The organism is Acidobacteriota bacterium (assembly GCA_039030395.1).
Taxonomy (GTDB): Bacteria; Acidobacteriota; Thermoanaerobaculia; order Multivoradales; family JBCCEF01; genus JBCCEF01.
Genome location: JBCCEF010000014.1, coordinates 79307 through 95340 on the forward strand (window position 1 = coordinate 79307; position 16034 = coordinate 95340).

Annotated in this window: 13 protein-coding genes; 5 read left to right on the plus strand and 8 right to left on the minus strand. The window is 66.7% G+C overall.

Annotated elements, in window-relative coordinates; genetic code table 11:
• The first annotated feature begins 42 nt into the window (after positions 1–42).
• A complete protein-coding gene (locus AAF481_13800) occupies positions 43–1683 on the plus strand; it encodes a SpoIIE family protein phosphatase (GenBank protein MEM7482245.1) in 1641 nt (546 codons plus the stop codon).
• A gap of 19 nt (positions 1684–1702) precedes the next feature.
• Here AAF481_13800 and AAF481_13805 read toward each other — a convergent pair whose 3' ends face one another.
• The 4 genes from AAF481_13805 to AAF481_13820 are packed head-to-tail and all read right to left on the minus strand — an operon-like array spanning position 1703 to position 6365.
• Entirely contained in the window at positions 1703–3169 is a 1467-nt protein-coding gene (locus AAF481_13805; GenBank protein ID MEM7482246.1) for a DUF4340 domain-containing protein, read from the minus strand.
• A gap of 4 nt (positions 3170–3173) precedes the next feature.
• Positions 3174–4673, minus strand: a complete 1500-nt coding sequence (locus AAF481_13810; GenBank protein MEM7482247.1) for a GldG family protein — start codon at positions 4671–4673, stop codon at positions 3174–3176.
• Between the two features lie 4 nt (positions 4674–4677).
• Complete coding sequence (locus tag AAF481_13815) at positions 4678–5418, minus strand: ABC transporter permease (GenBank protein MEM7482248.1); 741 nt, start codon at positions 5416–5418, stop codon at positions 4678–4680.
• A complete protein-coding gene (locus AAF481_13820) occupies positions 5415–6365 on the minus strand; it encodes an ATP-binding cassette domain-containing protein (protein MEM7482249.1) in 951 nt (316 codons plus the stop codon). Before AAF481_13820 ends, AAF481_13815 begins: the two co-directional genes overlap by 4 nt.
• A 183-nt stretch (positions 6366–6548) precedes the next feature.
• On the opposite strand from AAF481_13820, the gene AAF481_13825 reads away from it, so the two are divergent.
• On the plus strand, positions 6549–6884 hold the full coding sequence (locus tag AAF481_13825) for a hypothetical protein (GenBank protein MEM7482250.1): 336 nt from the start codon (positions 6549–6551) through the stop codon (positions 6882–6884).
• On the opposite strand, the gene AAF481_13830 is transcribed toward AAF481_13825, so the two are convergent.
• From AAF481_13830 to AAF481_13840, 3 genes are read right to left on the minus strand one after another with little or no spacing between them, the layout of a single operon-like run.
• Positions 6881–8500 (minus strand): NAD-binding protein, encoded by a 1620-nt coding sequence (locus AAF481_13830; GenBank protein MEM7482251.1) that lies wholly within the window; start codon positions 8498–8500, stop codon positions 6881–6883. The genes AAF481_13825 and AAF481_13830 overlap by 4 nt on opposite strands.
• A gap of 31 nt (positions 8501–8531) precedes the next feature.
• Positions 8532–8903, minus strand: coding sequence for a metallopeptidase family protein (locus AAF481_13835; protein MEM7482252.1), 372 nt, complete (start codon positions 8901–8903; stop codon positions 8532–8534).
• Entirely contained in the window at positions 8890–10053 is a 1164-nt protein-coding gene (locus AAF481_13840) for an SGNH/GDSL hydrolase family protein (GenBank protein ID MEM7482253.1), read from the minus strand. Before AAF481_13840 ends, AAF481_13835 begins: the two co-directional genes overlap by 14 nt.
• A 184-nt stretch (positions 10054–10237) precedes the next feature.
• Between AAF481_13840 and AAF481_13845 the strand changes: the two genes are divergently transcribed.
• The 3 genes from AAF481_13845 to AAF481_13855 are packed head-to-tail and all read left to right on the plus strand — an operon-like array spanning position 10238 to position 14211.
• Positions 10238–11566 carry a glycosyltransferase gene (locus AAF481_13845; protein MEM7482254.1) on the plus strand — a complete coding sequence of 443 codons (1329 nt, stop codon included), beginning with the start codon at positions 10238–10240 and terminating at the stop codon, positions 11564–11566.
• Positions 11567–13501: an asparagine synthase (glutamine-hydrolyzing) gene (gene asnB, locus AAF481_13850; GenBank protein MEM7482255.1), complete on the plus strand. Its 1935-nt coding sequence runs from the start codon at positions 11567–11569 to the stop codon at positions 13499–13501. It abuts the gene before it with no gap.
• 17 nt (positions 13502–13518) lie between these two features.
• Entirely contained in the window at positions 13519–14211 is a 693-nt protein-coding gene (locus AAF481_13855) for an FkbM family methyltransferase (protein MEM7482256.1), read from the plus strand.
• Positions 14212–14214: 3 nt separating this feature from the next.
• Here the strand turns inward: AAF481_13855 and AAF481_13860 are convergent, their stop codons facing one another.
• Entirely contained in the window at positions 14215–16029 is a 1815-nt protein-coding gene (locus AAF481_13860) for an ABC transporter ATP-binding protein (protein MEM7482257.1), read from the minus strand.
• Positions 16030–16034 lie beyond the last annotated feature (5 nt).

The window sequence follows — 16034 nt, forward strand, 5'->3', positions numbered from 1 at the left end:
CGGCTCGTTCCACTTCCCCCAACGAACCCAGGGAGGGCGAGCTTGACGGCCTGCCTCGCGCTGCGCATCGAGACGGATCAGGGCATCGTCGAGGGACGGCTCGAAGGCGACGAGCTGACCCTCGGACGCTCTGCGAGCTGCGACGTGGTGCTGCGCGATCCGTATCTGTCGCGGCGCCATACGCGCCTCCGGCGGCAGGACGAAGAGATTCTGGTCGAGGATCTTGGCTCGCGCAACGGAACCCATCTGAACGGTAGGCAGATCACCGAACCGACGCCGGTCGGACCCGGCGACGTCGTCCGCCTCGGCGGCTGCACCCTGCGTCTGTCGGAGGAGAGCGGCGAGGCGGCAACCGGCGCCCAGCCCATCGATGAAGCCGCCGGCGGGGTGAAGGCAGTGTTCAAGAAGGCGACGGACCTGATCGAGGCGGGACCGTCGAATCCCCGCACCTACCGCCACCGGCTGAGGCTGCTCAATGCCCTGCACGAGGACTTGGCCCGGCCGATGGATGTCGAAGGACTTCTCACGCTGCTGCTGGAACGGGCCTTCGAAGAACTCTCGCCGGAGGAGGGGGCGGTCTTTCTACGCAACGCCGAGGGCAACTTCGAGCTGGCGACCCAGCAGGCACTGCCGCAAACGGAATCGCAGCAGGCCTACTCGCGCAGCCTGATGAAGGAAGTGGTCGAAAAGGGCCTGGCGGCGCTAGTCCTCGACCTGCAGACGGACGAGCGCTTCGCCCGTTCCGAGAGCATTCGATCCGCCGGCTTGCGCAGCCTGGTGGCGGCGCCGCTCCTCGCCTCGGAGGGCAACCTGGGGATGATCGTCCTCAGCTCGCGACGCCATCGCCGGGAGTTCCAGGAGGAGGATATGCAGCTCCTCGCCTCCCTGGCGGGCACCGCGGCGCTGCGCCTGCGCACCCTCACTCTGGCCGAAGAGGCCGCCGAGCGGCGGCGCCTGGGCGATGAACTCAACCTGGCCCGGCGCATCCAGCTCGCCCTGCTGCCGCGCCGGCTACCGTCCCTCGCGGGCTTTGTGCTGCACTGCGCCAACGCTCCGTCGCGCGGCGTCTCCGGCGACATCTACCTGGCCGTGGAACGCGCCACGGGAGAGTGCGTGCTGATGGTGGTGGACGTCTCCGGCAAGGGAATGTCCGCGTCGCTATTGACCGCCTCCCTCGAAGCCCTTTCCGCCGGCCCGATCGAAGAGGGCGACTCGCCGGAGGTGATCTGCACCAAGCTGAGCCGCCGGCTGTACCGACGGACCCCACCGGAGCGATTCGCCACCGCCTTCCTCGGCGCCCTCGAACCGAAGAGCGGCACCTTCCGCTGGTCGAGCGCCGGCCACACGCCGGCGATCCTGCTGCGGGCCAACGGCGAGTCGGAACCGCTGAGCTGCACCGGCATGCCCCTCGGCCTGGTCCCGGACGCCGCCTATCGCCTGGAAAGGACCCTGCTCGGACCCGGCGACACCCTGCTGCTCTACACCGACGGCATCACCGAAGCCGAGAACGCAGAGGGCGTGGACTACGGCATCGATCGCCTGGTCGAGGTGCTCCGACGCCACGCCGATCTGGCGCCTCCTGAGCTGGCGGCGGCGATCGAAAAGGACCTCGCGCATTTCGCCGGCGCGAGGGTCTTCGAAGACGATCGGACGCTGATGATCCTGCGGCGTACCACCGCCTGAGAAGGCGCCGACCCGGCGTCTACGGGTCGACGGCGGGTTCGCCATCCCCCGCATCGTCGCTGGCCGGCGGTAGCGGCTTCGCCGCGCGAACGCCTGCGATCGCCGAGCGCACTTCTTCGAGCACGGAGGGCTGCAGCCGGAGGGCGACATCGCGCCCGGCAACGGAAGCGGTGACGGCGTCGCCGGCCGGCGGGCCGAAGGACAGGGTTTCCTCACCGGCGTCCCCGGCCAGCAGGACTGTCAACTCCGGCTCACCGCCGACCCCGTCCGGCGCCGAGAAGCCCGCGCTCCGCGCCTCCGTCAGCGCCGCCAGCAGATCGCTCACCGGTTCGTAGGAAATGGCATCGTCGCCCCGCCGCCAGTCGGAGCCATCGCGTTCCAGCTCGATCGCCCCTACCCTTTCAGTGACGACGAGACGGTCTACCTGGTGCGGCCGTAAGCGGCTGAGCATAGGAGACCGCCATGCGTCGACCGTTCGAAGCAGCACCGCCGGCAGCTTGCTGCGGAGGATCCCCGTCTGGCCGCCGAAGCGCACGGCGTGGCGCACCTCGCCGTCCTCGCCGCCGCCGTCCTCGGCATCGCCATCCACACCGTCACTTCCGATCACCAGGAGGCGCATTCCGTCCTCGCCCGCGTCCACTTCAAGATCTCCAGCCGCTGCCGCGAAGGCGGCGTCCCGCGAGCCGTCGTCGACGAAGGACTCGACGGACAGCAAGGTGAGGTCGGCGAGAAGTTCGTCCACTCGATCCTCGTCGGCCCGGTCCGCCACCGGGGCTGCAAGTCGCCAGGAGTTTTCGTCGTGGCGGGCAAGCACGATCTCCCCCCCAGCGGACGGCCGCAGGGCGAGGCGGTCGATGTCCGAACGGGCCAGGCGCAGGAGCTGCCGGTCGCGCCAGCTCCCGGGATCGCGGGTGATGTCCGCCACGATCGCGCCCTCCACCACCAGCACCTCGCCGGAGCCGGCGAGGGAGGCCAAGGTGGTGGTAGACGCCGGAATCTCGGCGCCAAATTCCAGGCTGCGGCGGGTGCCGTCCTCGAACACCAGGGTCACCCGAGCGCGGGGTTCGTCGAGGCCGACGGCGGCGCGGTCCGCATCGTCCAGGCGGCGGCTCCAGGAAAGGTCGGCCAGGGAATCGAGAAAACGACTCACCGCGAAGGAGTCCACCCGCGGCGGCGTGCCGTCTGCCGCCGTCAAGGCTTCAGGTTCCGTCAACACCCAATCGGCGGCAGGCTCCGCCTCGTCCGTTGCATCTTCGCTCTCGTCCCCGGCACCGGAAGGGGGCCTTTCGCGGCGCTCCAGCCGCGCCCGGCGATCTCCCCCGTCGAGCACCAGGGCGGCGAGCTCCGCGCGCTCGAACTCCGGCAGCACCCGCTTGCCGCGCTGGGCCCGCTCCTCACTGCCGGGCAGATCGCGCTCGACGAAGTAGATGAAGGCCCCGAGCCCGGCGACCAGCAGAAACAGAATCAGCAGCGCGCGCGGCTTCAACGCCTTACCTCCGCCGCCGGCGGTACATCACCACACCGAGGATGATCCCCAACCCGGGCAGCACCAGCAGGGCGAAAGCGATGGTCCAGGCCAGTTCCGTACCGGTCATCGACAAGCGCACCCGCTCCGGCTCCTTGGGCGGAATGCCCAGCAGTGACTCCCGCTCGACCAGCCAGTTGAGAGCATCGATCAGCAGCACCACGTTGGCGTCGCGCGCCTGCAGGAGCTGATCGGCGGCGAAGTCCGAGTCGCCGAAAACGACCAGGCGCGTCGGCCCCGAGGACGAAGGGTCTCCGCCTTCACCGTCGATCTCTTCCGCCTCGGGAACCTTCGACTCCTCGACCACCACCCCCAGAGGCACCGGGCCGAAGAGATCCCCTTCGCCGCGCTCAACGCTGGCGATATCCGATTCGCCCCAACCTTCGCTCGAAGTGCGCAGCAGTTCAGTGGCTCGGAAGCCTTCCGGCGCGGTACCGGCGGCCACCGAACGCGCCAGGCTCACCAGCACCGCCAGGCCGCCATCGTCAACGGAGCGGGTGATCGGATGGCGGTCGAAGTTGGAGATGAACAGGGTCTCAGGACCGAAGAACGGCAGAACCCCGGCCGGATCGACCACCACGTTTTTCCCCACTTCGATGCCCCACCCCTCCAGCCACCCTTCGAGACCTACGTCCAGCAGCGAGCCGTCGCCGGTGGGGGCGAGCACCGGATCGAGCAGCACCAGCATGCGGCCGCCGTCGCTGAGATACCGGTCGAAGACGTCGAGCTCCGGGGGCGCAAATCCCGAGCCGGGACCGGCGATCACCAGCAGGTCCGTATCCTCGGGCACCGACCCTTGACCGAGGCTCGCCCACTCTTCGATCTCGAAGTTGTCATCCGTCAGCAACCGGCGCAGGACGGTCAGGGAACTGCCGGCAGCCGAGCCTCCAACGATCTCGCCGTGACCGGTGGTGAAGCGCACCTTCGGCCGGCGCTTCTCGACCAGGTCGATCAGCGCGCCGGTGAAGCGCCCTTCGCCTCTGAAGGCCGAAACCTCCGGCGGCCGGCCCTGTTGGATGCCGGAGTAGTCGAAGTCCGCCAGGTCGTCGCGCAGGATCACCTGGCGATCGTCCTGCCCCACCAACACCACCGCGTCGCTCGCCAGGTCGTAGCGCTCGGCGAGGGCCTGGGCCTCGAGCGGATTCCTCGCCGCATCGATACTGCGCACCGAAAAGCGCGAACTCGCCGCCTCGTAGCGCGCCAGGATCTCCGTCACCGGGCTGTACAGCGGGTCCAGCGGATCGAGAAACACCACCGCCTCGACGTCCTGGTCGAGGCCGCCGAGCAGATTTTCCGTGCGCTCGGACAGGCTGTAGAGCTGAGTGCTCGTCCAGTCCGAGCGCTGGTGGTACTTCCAACCGAAGTAGTTGACGATGGCGAGGAGCACCGCCAGCAACACCAGCGCCAGGCTCTTCGAGCCGATCGCCAAGGCCCGGCCCTTGATCTCTTGCTTGGAGGTCGTCATCGGATCACCTCCACTTGTTGTCTTCGAGGGTGCGGCTGGCGACCCACAGCAGGAAGGCGGTGACGCTCCCGTAGAACACCAGACGCCGGGTGTCGACGATGCCGCGGGCGAACTCATCCATGTGCTCGACCACGCTGACGTAGGACAGGATCTCTTTGAGGTTTTGGCTGTTCACCAAACCCGGTAAAAAAGCCACCATCAAGACCAGGACCGACACCGCGAAGCTGATGATCGCCGCCACGATCTGATTGCGGCTCAGCGAGGAGCCGAAGACGCCCAGGGCGAGGAACAGACCGCCGATCAAGGCGATGCCCAGATAGCCGCTGGCGATGGTGCCCCAGTCGAGATCGCTGGCCCGGTCAACGATCACCGCGTAGGAGACCGTCGGCAGCCACAGGAAGAGATAGAACACGAAGGACGCCAGGTATTTGCCGGCGACCACCTGACCCTCGGTGACCGGCGCCGTCATCAACACCTCGATGGAACCGGACTTGCGTTCCTCGGCCAACAGCCGCATGGTCAGAACCGGAGTCGCGAAGATCAACACGATCCAGAAAAGGAAACTGCCGCCAAAGAAAATGTCGAAGGGTCGCCCGGCCTCCGCCAGCGGGTTGTTCAGGTAGCTGACGATCAGCGCGAATACCGCGCCGTTGACCGCCAGAAAGAAGAACAGCACCACGTAGGCCAACGGCGAAAAGAAGAAGGCCCGCAGTTCGCGGGAGAAGGTCGCCAGCAGAGCGTTCACGAGGGCACCTCCTCGGCCGCTTCTTCGGAATCCACTTCCTCGTGGGTGGTCAAGCGCACGAAGATGTCTTCGAAGGAGGCCTTGTGCTCCGCCAGGCCGAGCAGGACCCATCCGGCCTCAACGGCGGTGTGGAAGACCTCCGCCCGCAGGTCGTCGGTGGCCTCGAGCAGCAGGGCCTCGCCGTCCCGGCGTACCGCGGCGACCCCGTCCAAAGCCGCGAGAATTTCTCCGGCATCGGCCGGGAAGCCGGCGATCTCGACCCGCAGTGTCCGCTGGCCGCCACCGACCCGGCGCAACTCCTCCGGCGTGCCCTGGGCCACCAGGCGGCCACGATCGATGATCAGCACCCGGTCGCACAGCAACTCCACCTCCGGCAGAATGTGGGTGGAGAGCAGGAGCGTGCGGCTCTTGCCCAGTTCGCGGATCAGTTCGCGGATCGCGATGATCTGCCCCGGATCGAGGCCGACGGTGGGTTCGTCGAGCACCAGCACCTTGGGGCCGTGGAGAATCGCCGCCGCCAGGCCGACGCGCTGGCGATAGCCCTTGGAGAGGGTGCCGATGATCTGACCGCGCACGCCGGTCAACAGGCAGCGCTCCAGCGCCTCGCCGATACCGCTGCGGGCCGCGCCGCGCTCCATCCCTTCCAGCCGCGCCCGATAGTTGAGGTACTCCTCGACCCTCATCTCCGGGTAGAGGGCAACGTTCTCCGGCAGGTAGCCCAATTCCCGCCGCGCCGCCCGCGGCTCGCCGAAAAGATCCTTCCCGGCCACCCGTACCCGCCCCGCGGACGGCGGCAAGAAGCCGGTGACCATGCGCAGGGTGGTCGTCTTGCCCGCCCCGTTGGGACCCAGAATTCCGACGATCTCCCCCTCGTCCATGGCGAAGGAGACCCCCTCCACGGCGGTGAAGTCGCCGTAGCGTCGACTGAGATCGGTGGCTTCAATCATCGCCATTTCCCTCCTCGGTCCAGCGGGCATTCATGCGTTCAGTCTTCATATCGTGCGTCGCAAACAGCAATTCCGATGCCGAGACGACTCAGCCCGGCAGAACACGCGATGGAGCATAGGCGTTTCATCGCGAGCGCCAAAATGACGCCCTGACCGCGCACCATTCCGCGGTAGCATCACCCCATGAGCAGCGACGAAAGGAGCGCCAAGAGCCGCCAGAAAAGCTCGACGGCCCAGGGTATGAAGTCCGCCTACGAGCTGGCCCTGGAGCGTATGGAGAATCAGGGTATCGAGCGGCCCCGGGAAGGCGCCCTATCGGAACAGGCGCGAGACCGCATGGCGGAGATCCGCAGCAAGGCCGAAGCCCGCCTGGCGGAACTCGAAATCCTCCACCGCGACCGCCTGCGCAAAATCCCCGACCCGGCCGCCCGCCAGCAAGAAGAAGAGGACTACCGCCTGGAGCGTCGCTCCATCGAGTCGGCGCGGGATCGGGATTTGGAAAAGGTGCGGTCGGGCTAACCCGCCGAAAACTTCTCCACCGCCTGCCAGTCGCCGAAGATGTAGAGGAAGTCGTCGGCCTCGAAGGCGAAGGGCGGGCTCAGGTTCACGATCACTTCGCTCGCCCGCTCGACGGCCACCACGGTGCAGCCGGTCTTCTCCCGCAGGCGAAACTCCACCGGATTCTTGCCGGCTAGGTGAACAGCCGATAGGCGGCGAATTTCGAGCTGCGGTTCGATCCACACGGCCTCTTCGCCGAGCAACCGCTGCTCCAGCATCTGGCCGGCGATCTGACTCATCGAGAGGGCAAAATCGGCGCCGGCGTGGTAGAGGCGTTCGACATTCCCTGACTCATTGACCCGCGCGATCACCGGCACCTTCGGCGCCATTTCCCTGGAGATGACGGTACCGAAGAGCGCCGTGCTGTCGGACTCCGGAGCGAGGATCAGGCATTGTGCCTCGGCCAGTTCGGCTCGCAGCAAGATGTCCTGGTCGAGGACGTCGCCCACCAGATCCACCCCAGGACTTGCCTTGAGATCGATCACCGTCGTTTCCTCGCCGGCATCGTGCAGGAGTTCGACCACCTTCTTGCCCACTTCACCGTAGCCCGCCACTACGAAGCGGCCGCGGCGGGGTACCGCCGAGCCGCCGACCAGGGCGCGCATCCGGCGGAGGTTGTCCGACTCACCAATCACCACCAGAATGCCGCCCGCTTCCAGGCGAGTATCCGCCTGCGGTGACATTTCGAGACCGCCCCTCACCCACTGGCCGATCACCGTGCCGCCGGTGCGGGCGCCGAGGTCGGCCTGCCGCAAGGTGCGGCCGACCAGCTCACAGTCCGGAGCCACCCGCATCTCCTCCACTTCGAGGGCGTCGCCCAAGCGCTGAATTCCCGTCACTCGAGGATTGATGCGGGCGCTCGCACGGCCGGCGAGGGCCGCACCGAGCAGGTGCCGCGGGGTAAAGATGCCGGTAGCCCCGGCCAGGGCCAAGGGCCGCCGGTGGAAGGGATCTTCGACCAGCACCAGAATGTCGCCCTCGAATCCGAGCTGGCGCGCCGCCAGCAGCAGCGCCGCGTCCTGGTGGTCGTCGGCGTTGGCGATGAGCGCCCGGGAGCGCAATAGACCGGCGCCCTTCAAGTCTTCGTCCTCGATGCCCGACAGCACCACCCGCTGGCCGTCATCGACCAGCCGCCGAGCGGTGGCTTCGTCTTCTTCGATCACCAGCGACGGGACCTTGCGCTCGCCGAGACGGCGCAGGAGCCCGGAAACGGCCGGGCCGTAGCGATAGACGATGACGTGATCCGCGAGGTCCGGCGCGGCCGTGGGCAGGCGCACCTCGAACCGCTTCTCCAAAATGGGAATCAGGTAAATGGGAATCAGCAGAAAGACGAAGAACACCCCGAGGAACTGGATGACCGTGACCAGCGCGATCATCGCCGGGTGTTGCCAGTGGTGGTCTCCGCCATAGCCGGTAGTGGTGAAGGTTTCAACCGCCCACTGCAGGCTGTCCCGGTAGGTCCTCGGATCTCCCTCCAGACGATCCATTCCCAGCCAGTACAGCGTTGAAGCGATCAACAGCAGCACCGGCAGAGCCAGCAACAGGGCGACGATGCGGGAGCGGGTGGTTTTGAGCACGATTCTGATCGAGGAGGCGGTGCTTCGTCCATCAGTAGGGCATGTCGTCTTCGTCGAGACCGAAGTGGTGGCCGAGTTCGTGGATCACCGTGTCGCGCACCTCTTTGAGCACCTCCCGGCGGCTGCGGCAAAAGCGCAGAATGGGGCCACGGTAGATCGCGATGCGGTCCGGTAGGGCAGAATAAAAGCTGTCCCGCTCGGCCAGCGAGATCCCCTGGTAGAGGCCGAAGAGCTCGCCGTCTTCAGGATGGTCGGGATCCATCTCGAACTCCGCCAGAATCTCCGGATCGGGCTCTTCTTCGACCACCACCGCCACGTTGTCGAGGAGCGCGGCGAACTCGTCCGGCAGGCTGTCGAGAGCCTCGCCCACCATCGCCTCGAACTGGTCTTCAGAGATCCGCAGCATCGCTCGACTCCTCCGCGCACAGCCGCGGCACCAGGGACTCGGCAAGGCGCTCGGCGATATTCTGCGAGAAAGCCGCCGTGTAGTGGACCTGGTCCACATAGAGGGCCTCGCCGCGATTTCGCTGCAGGTCACCCAGCCAGAGGAAATCCTCGGCCAAGGGCCCGTCGGGAGCCTCGCGCAGACGGTCCATCGCCTCGTACCCGAGCGCCCGCGTAGCGCGTTCGGGACCGCCGGCGCCGGCGAAGGAATGGTGCTCCAGGTCGTAGCCGAAACCCGGCACCGGCTGCCAGACGAAAAGGGTCTCGACGCCCTCGGCTGCCGCCACCGCCTGGATCTGGCGGCGGTTGCGCAGCCAGCGATCGAGCACCGCCTGGGCGTCCCCGGTTTCGACCACCCGCTCCTGGACCTGCTCCGGGCGCTGCAGCCACCGTTTGGCGAGGCGCGCCATAGGCATGTTGACGGCCAGACGTCGCACCTGCTGGCCGGTGGTCTCCCGCATCGCATAGGCCAGCCGCCCGGTGAACTTGGGGGCATCGTCCGCATGGCCGAACTCGTTGAGCCCGTCGACAAACACCGCCGCCCGCGGCCGGATGCCTTCCGCCACCAGGCGCTGGAAGAGGATGTTTTCCTGCGAGCTGAAGTAGTTGGAGCGGCCGAGGTTGTACACCGGCGGGACCGATGCGCCACAGCGCTCCGCCAGCACCGCGCCGAGCTGCGCGGGAATGGTCTCGTCATCGCTCAGGCCGTAGCCGAAAGTGGTCGAACCGCCAAAAACGAAGACCCCTTCGCCCACGGCCGGCGGCCACGGCAGGTCGACACCGGTGGAGCGGAATCCACGCTCGGAGATGTTGACGAATTCGCCCTTGAAGGGCCCCTCCTTGAACTGGGTGTAGGGCTCGTAGGTGTACTGCCGAGACCAGGTTTCCCTGAGCAGTCGTTCAATCTCCGCATCGTCGCGGTCGGGGTAGACCGGGCGCAGAGCGTCGAGGCCATAGGCCAAGGCGCCCTCCGAGTCATCGCCGCTGACGGCCAGCACCCCGGCCGCGCAGGCGTTGATCAGAAGGAGGAGCAGCGACACGTTCAACAACATCAGGGCCAGGCTCTGGTAGGCCGAGACCCAGCGGCGGCGAGGTGGTCGGCCCGCCATCGTCACCACTCCGCATAGCGCCAAAGGGCGCGGAGATCCTGCTTTGAGAGCATCGAAGAACCCTTGAGAAACATCGTCTGAGCGTCGGATTTTCAGGCTGCCTGTATGTTAGCGTACCGGCCGTTGGATCCCCCTGAAATGTTTCGTCGAACCCATCACCTCGCCCGGCGGCACTGAATCACCGATGCGGGTTCTCTGGCTGACCACCACGCCCGGCCTGGGAGTACGGCACCTGGGTGCTTCGTTCGGTGTCGGGGGAGGCTGGATCGCCTCTCTGGAGAGGGTCATCAAGGAGGCCGGCAACGCCGAAGCCCGCCCCATTCACCTCGATCTCGCCTTTCCCTGGGAGGTCCCGAAGGTCCAGAGAATTCCAGACGGAGACCACAACTACTACGCCTATCCACGTTACCCCCAGGGGAGCCGCCTGCGGCGCATGGCTTTCGATCTTTCGTGCCGTCTAGTGCCGGAAGGCGAAGTTCGCCACCTCACCGAGATCGTCGAGCGCAGTCGGCCGGACTTGATCCACGTGTGGGGCACGGAGTTTCAGTTCGGCCGTGTCGCCCAGCACACGGACCGGCCGATTCTGATCGAAATCCAGGGCATCCGAACTCCCTACACCGAGATCTATTGTTCCGCCTTCAGCCGGTGGGAAATGCTGCGCTACGGAAGCGCCAGGCGCCTTCTCCAAGGCCGCAGCCTGCTGCAGAATTTCTACCGCTATCGCCGGTCCGCCCGGCGGGAACGGGAGATCCTCCGTACGGCCCGCCACGTCAATGGACGAACCTTGTGGGACCGCCATGTCACCAGGGCTCTCGCTCCGGCGGCGCGCTACCACCACTGCGACCGGGTGTTGCGCCCACCCTTCTACCGCGATCCCGCCAAATCGAAATCCGCCGCGGCTCCCTCGGAGGAGGGCGTTCTCCGTTTGGTGAGCACCCTGCGCGGCAACGCCTACAAGGGAGTCGAGGTACTCGCCCGCTGTGCCGAATTGCTGCAGGAACTCATACCCCAGGGCTTCGTTTGGACCCTGGTGGGGATACGCTCTGGTGAGGAAATCCACCGGATGGTGGAGCGAAAATGGAAGCTGTCCTTCGACCGTCTCGGCATCCGGCTGACCGGCCGGCAGGACGCCGAAGCGGTGGCCGAGCATCTGGCCCAGAGCGACCTCTACGTCCTCCCTTCGCGCATTGAGAACAGTGCCAACGGCCTGGCCGAAGCGATGATCACCGGTCTCCCCATCGTCGCGACCGCTTCCGGCGGCACCCCTTCGATGCTGGCCGACGGGCGTGAAGGGCTTCTTATCCCCGCAGGGGATCCCTGGGCGATGGCCGGAGCCATCGGGCGGTTGGCCGAAGACCGAAGGCTACGCCAAGAACTCGGCAGGCAGGCACGCCGCACCGCTCTCGTCCGGCATGACCCGGCCGCGATTGCGTCGAAGTTGCGCAACATCTACGCAGACATTTTGTCGGATCACCGCGCGGGCAACTCCTCCCGTCAGGAAGCCGCTCGCTAGATGTGCGGCATCGCGGGCATCCTCCGGTTCGAACCGGGTCGCGGTATCGCACCGGAACTTCTCGATCGCATGACGGACGTCCTCGCCCACCGCGGGCCGGACGGCCGCGGGGTGTTCCTGGACGGAACCATCGGCCTGGGTCATCGCCGGCTGTCGATCATCGACCTGTCGCCGGACGGCACCCAGCCTCTCGCCAACGAGGACCGGTCCGTGTGGGTGACCTTCAACGGCGAAATCTACAACTTCCGCGATCTTCGGGTGGAACTGATCGGCAAGGGGCACACCTTCCGCTCCCACACCGACACGGAGGTCTTGGTCCACCTGTACGAAGAGATGGGCTCGGCGATGGTCGATCGCCTGCGGGGAATGTTCGCCTTCGCCGTCTGGGACGCGCGAAAGCGGCGCCTGATCATGGCCCGTGATCGCTTCGGCCAGAAACCCCTCTACTATCGGCTGGACGATCGGAGCCTCTACTTCGCTTCGGAGATCAAAGGCATCCTGCAGGATCCCGAGGTTCCCCGCGAACCGGACCCGGAGGCCCTCCACTCCTACTTGACCTACGGCTACACGCCGGCGCCCACCACCGCCTTCGCCGGCATTCGTAAGCTGCCGCCGGGTCACCTGATGACGGTGGAGGCCGATGGACGCCACAACCTGCGCCGCTACTGGCGCCTGGAGATGGCGCCGAAGGACGTCGAACCGACGGCGGCGGAGCGAGCCCGGGCGGCCGACCGGGTGCTGGAGCTACTCGACGAGGCCACCGCCCTGCGCATGATCTCCGACGTGCCGCTGGGAGCGTTCCTCTCCGGCGGCGTCGATTCGAGCGCCGTGGTGGCCTCGATGTGCATCCACCGGGCGGGCGGCGACGGACCGCCGCGGACCTTCTGCATCGGCTTCGACGAGAAAGGGTTCGACGAGAGCCCGTTCGCCGAGCGAGTGGCCCGGCACCTCGCCACCGACCACCGCACTCTGGAACTGACGGAAGATTCGCTGGCGGGCCTCGAACGCATCGCCTGGCACTACGGAGAACCCTACGCGGATTCCTCCTGCCTGCCCACCTTCGCCCTTTCGAAGCTGGCGCGGCAGCACGTCACCGTGGCGTTGACCGGCGACGGCGGCGACGAACAGTTCGTCGGCTATCGGCGCTACCTGGCGACGCAGCGCGAGGAAGGCCTGCGCAGCGGCCCGGCCCTGTGGCGCTCCCTCGCCCGCAACCGTTTCGTCATCGAGTTGCTGCGGCGCGGTCGCCGCAAGGCCCTGGCCAACGAGTTCCAACACAACCGCCGCTACGCCGCCCTGTCCGACGCGGACCTCTACACCAGCCGCGTCGAGCTGGCCCGCCCGGAGTTGAAGGCCGTTCTCTACACCCCCGAGCATTGGCAGCGGACCCGCCATTGGGACGCCCGGGATCTTCTCCGCCGAACCATCGCCGCTTCCGACGGCTCGACCCTGACCGAGCGCTGCGCCCACGCCGACGTCACGACCTACCTACCGGACGACATCCTGGTCAAGGTCGATGTCGCCAGTATGGCCCACGGCCTGGAGTGCCGCGCACCGCTCCTTGATCACGTCCTGGCGGAGCACGTGGCGCGCCTACCCTTCCGCTTCAAGCTGGACGGAGACCGGCGCAAGGCAATCCTCAAAGACGCCCTTCGCCATCGCTTGCCGGCGGAGATCATCGATCGCCGCAAAAAGGGCTTCGGAATTCCACTGAAGCGCTGGTTCCAAGGCACCTCCGGTGACTCCCTGCGTGAGACACTCCTTTCTCAGCGGGCGATCGAACGCGGACTGTTCGATCCCGGCGGCATCGAGCACTTGATCGAGCAGCACTCCGCCGGCATCGTCAACCGCCAGGCGCCGCTTTTCAGCCTGCTGATGCTGGAGCACTGGCACCGCCTGTGGATCGATTCCCCTCCGACCCTCAACGCCCCCTGACCCACCCGGAGATCCCGATGGCCCAAGCCGCCAACATCTGCGCCCACCACGTCTTTCTGGATCTGGTGGATCCGGAGGCCTCGGTCCTGGACCTCGGCGCCTACGAGGGGGGCTTCGCCCGGGAGCTCAGTGAGCGCACCGGCGCCCGGGTGATCGCGGTCGAGGCCAATCCACAAATGTTCGAGCAACTGTACAGCTCCGAGCGGGTGACGAAACTGCATCTCGCCGTGGCGGACCAGGAAGGCACTATCCGCCTCCACTTGGGGGACAATCCGCTGGGCAACAGCGTCTTCGCCAGCCACCCCAACTCCGACGGCGAGCAGGTGGAGGTACCTGCTCTCACCCTGGAGCAGGTCATCGCCCGGCACTGCGGCGGCCGGGTGGACCTTCTCAAGGTCAACATCGAGGGCGCCGAGATCCCGATGCTGGAAGCGACCTCCGACGCGACCCTGCAGGCCATCCGCCAGATCACCATCCAGTTCCATGACTTCCTGCCGGAACTAGATCAGAAAGAAGATGTGGTGAGGGCGAAAACCCGCCTCAAGGACCTCGGCTTTGGCGAAATCCTCTTCAAGACACCGAATAAGGACGTGGTGTTCCTCAACCTACGCGCCGGCGCCATAAGCCCCGCGCGCTTCCGGGTGGAGCGGCTGCGGGTGCGGGTGAAGCAATACCTGCGGGCGGCGCAGAAGAAGCTGGGGTTGGGCTGACTCCTACCCCGACTGCACCTGTAGCTTCCACAGCTCCGCGTAGCGGCCACCCAAGGCCATCAGCTCGTCGTGGGTGCCCTGCTCGCCGATGCGGCCCCCTTCCATCACCAGGATGTGGTCGGCGTGGGAGACCGTGGACAGGCGGTGGGCGATGGCGACGGTAGTGCGCTGGCGGCTGACCGAGCGGAGCGCCTCCTGGATCTCGTGCTCGGCCTGGCTGTCCAGGTTGCTGGTGGCTTCGTCCAGGATGAGGAGCCGCGGTTGCCGCACCAGCGCCCGGGCGATACCCAACCGCTGCCGCTGACCGCCGGAGAGCCTCGCCCCCTGGTTGCCGACCAGCGTTTCGTAGCCCTCCGGCATCTCCATGGTGAAGCCGTGGACTCCGGCCTCGCGGCTCGCCTGCTCGATCTGTTCGCGGGTGGCGTCGAGGGCGCCGAAGGCGACGTTCTCGGCCACCGAGGCAGAGAACACGAAGGTGTCCTGACTGACCACTCCGAGAACCTCCCGCCAGCGGTGCCAATCGACCTCCGGCAGCTCCACCCCGTCCACCAGGATCTGACCGGAAGTGGGGTGGACGAGACCGATCAACAGGTCCGCCACCGTCGACTTGCCGCCCCCGGACGGTCCGACGAGGGCGACCATCGAGCCGGAGGGCAGGGTGAGGTTGAAGTTCTCGACCGCCGGCCGGTCGGCCGCGGGATATTGAAAAGTCACGTCGCGGAACTCGATGGTGCGCTCGAAGATCGCCGGCCGGCTGCCGCCCAAGCGCTTGAAGTCCTTGTCCTGGTCGTCGAGGATCGCCGAAATGCGCTCGACGAAGGGCAGGTATCCCAGCACATGCCCGAAGTTGTCGTTCAGGATGCGGATGCGCGGCATCAGCCGATAGAGCACGAACAGGAAGGTCAGTAGGCGGGCCAGTCCCGAGCCCTCGATGCCGTCCATCTGGTAGATCCCCAGCATCAGAATGCCGGCGATTCCCAGGATGGTGAGCGAGTCCATGATCGGCGAGATCACCGCCTGCAGATGGAGGCCCGTGCGGTGGGCCGCCACGCCGCGGTCGACGATCTGGTGCACCCGCTTTCTGGCGAACTCTTCCCGCGCGTAGGTGAGGACCACCCGCAGACCGTGCAGGAACTCGACGATGTCTTCGCTCAGAGCGACGCTGGCGCGGGTGAATCGCGCCCCTTGGCGGCGGATCAGGCGCACCAGGTGGAGCAGCGAGCCGGTGATCACCAGGCCGGCCAGGAACACCCATAGGGTCATCTTGAGGGACAACCAGGCCAGCACCCCGAGATAGACGGCGCTCAGCACCAGTTGGCTGAAGATGGTGCTGGTGCGGGAGAACACCATGCCGAGGTACATCACGTGCTCGATCAGGCTGGTCATCTCGCCGGTGCGATAGCCGCGAAGCTGAGAAAAGCTCAAGCGCATGAACTGATTGAAGATCGCCTTGCGGGTGCCGCCGTCGATGCAGGTCTGCATGCGGATCGAGGCGAATTTGCCGGCTAGCTGCAGGCCGGAGCGCAGGAGCTGCAGGCCGACCAGCGTCAGCAGCAGGGTGACCGCCAGGCGCTGCGTCGGCAGATGGCCGAGAAGCTCCGTCGCCCACTCCCCCAGGCGCCCGAAATCGCCGGCCGCCTGCTCCACGGTCTTGCCCGTCAAGAGCTGCGCGACGAGGGCGAACACCACCATCGCCAGTCCCTCCACCAGGGCGGCGACCATACTGAAAATCACCGCTGCCAACGCCAGCTTCCAAAAGGGTCGGACGAAGTGCCAGAGGGTCTTGAGGAGGCCGAAGGCGCGGCGCGGCAGAGACATCGGGA

Coding starts and splice junctions, on each gene's coding strand:
- AAF481_13855 (MEM7482256.1), top strand. CDS start 13,519: ATGGCCCAAGCCGCCAACATCTGCGCCCACCACGTCTTTCTGGATCTG.
- AAF481_13825 (MEM7482250.1), top strand. CDS start 6,549: ATGAGCAGCGACGAAAGGAGCGCCAAGAGCCGCCAGAAAAGCTCGACG.
- AAF481_13860 (MEM7482257.1), bottom strand. CDS start 16,029: ATGTCTCTGCCGCGCCGCGCCTTCGGCCTCCTCAAGACCCTCTGGCAC.
- asnB (MEM7482255.1), top strand. CDS start 11,567: ATGTGCGGCATCGCGGGCATCCTCCGGTTCGAACCGGGTCGCGGTATC.
- AAF481_13845 (MEM7482254.1), top strand. CDS start 10,238: ATGCGGGTTCTCTGGCTGACCACCACGCCCGGCCTGGGAGTACGGCAC.
- AAF481_13820 (MEM7482249.1), bottom strand. CDS start 6,365: ATGATTGAAGCCACCGATCTCAGTCGACGCTACGGCGACTTCACCGCC.
- AAF481_13840 (MEM7482253.1), bottom strand. CDS start 10,053: ATGGCGGGCCGACCACCTCGCCGCCGCTGGGTCTCGGCCTACCAGAGC.
- AAF481_13810 (MEM7482247.1), bottom strand. CDS start 4,673: ATGACGACCTCCAAGCAAGAGATCAAGGGCCGGGCCTTGGCGATCGGC.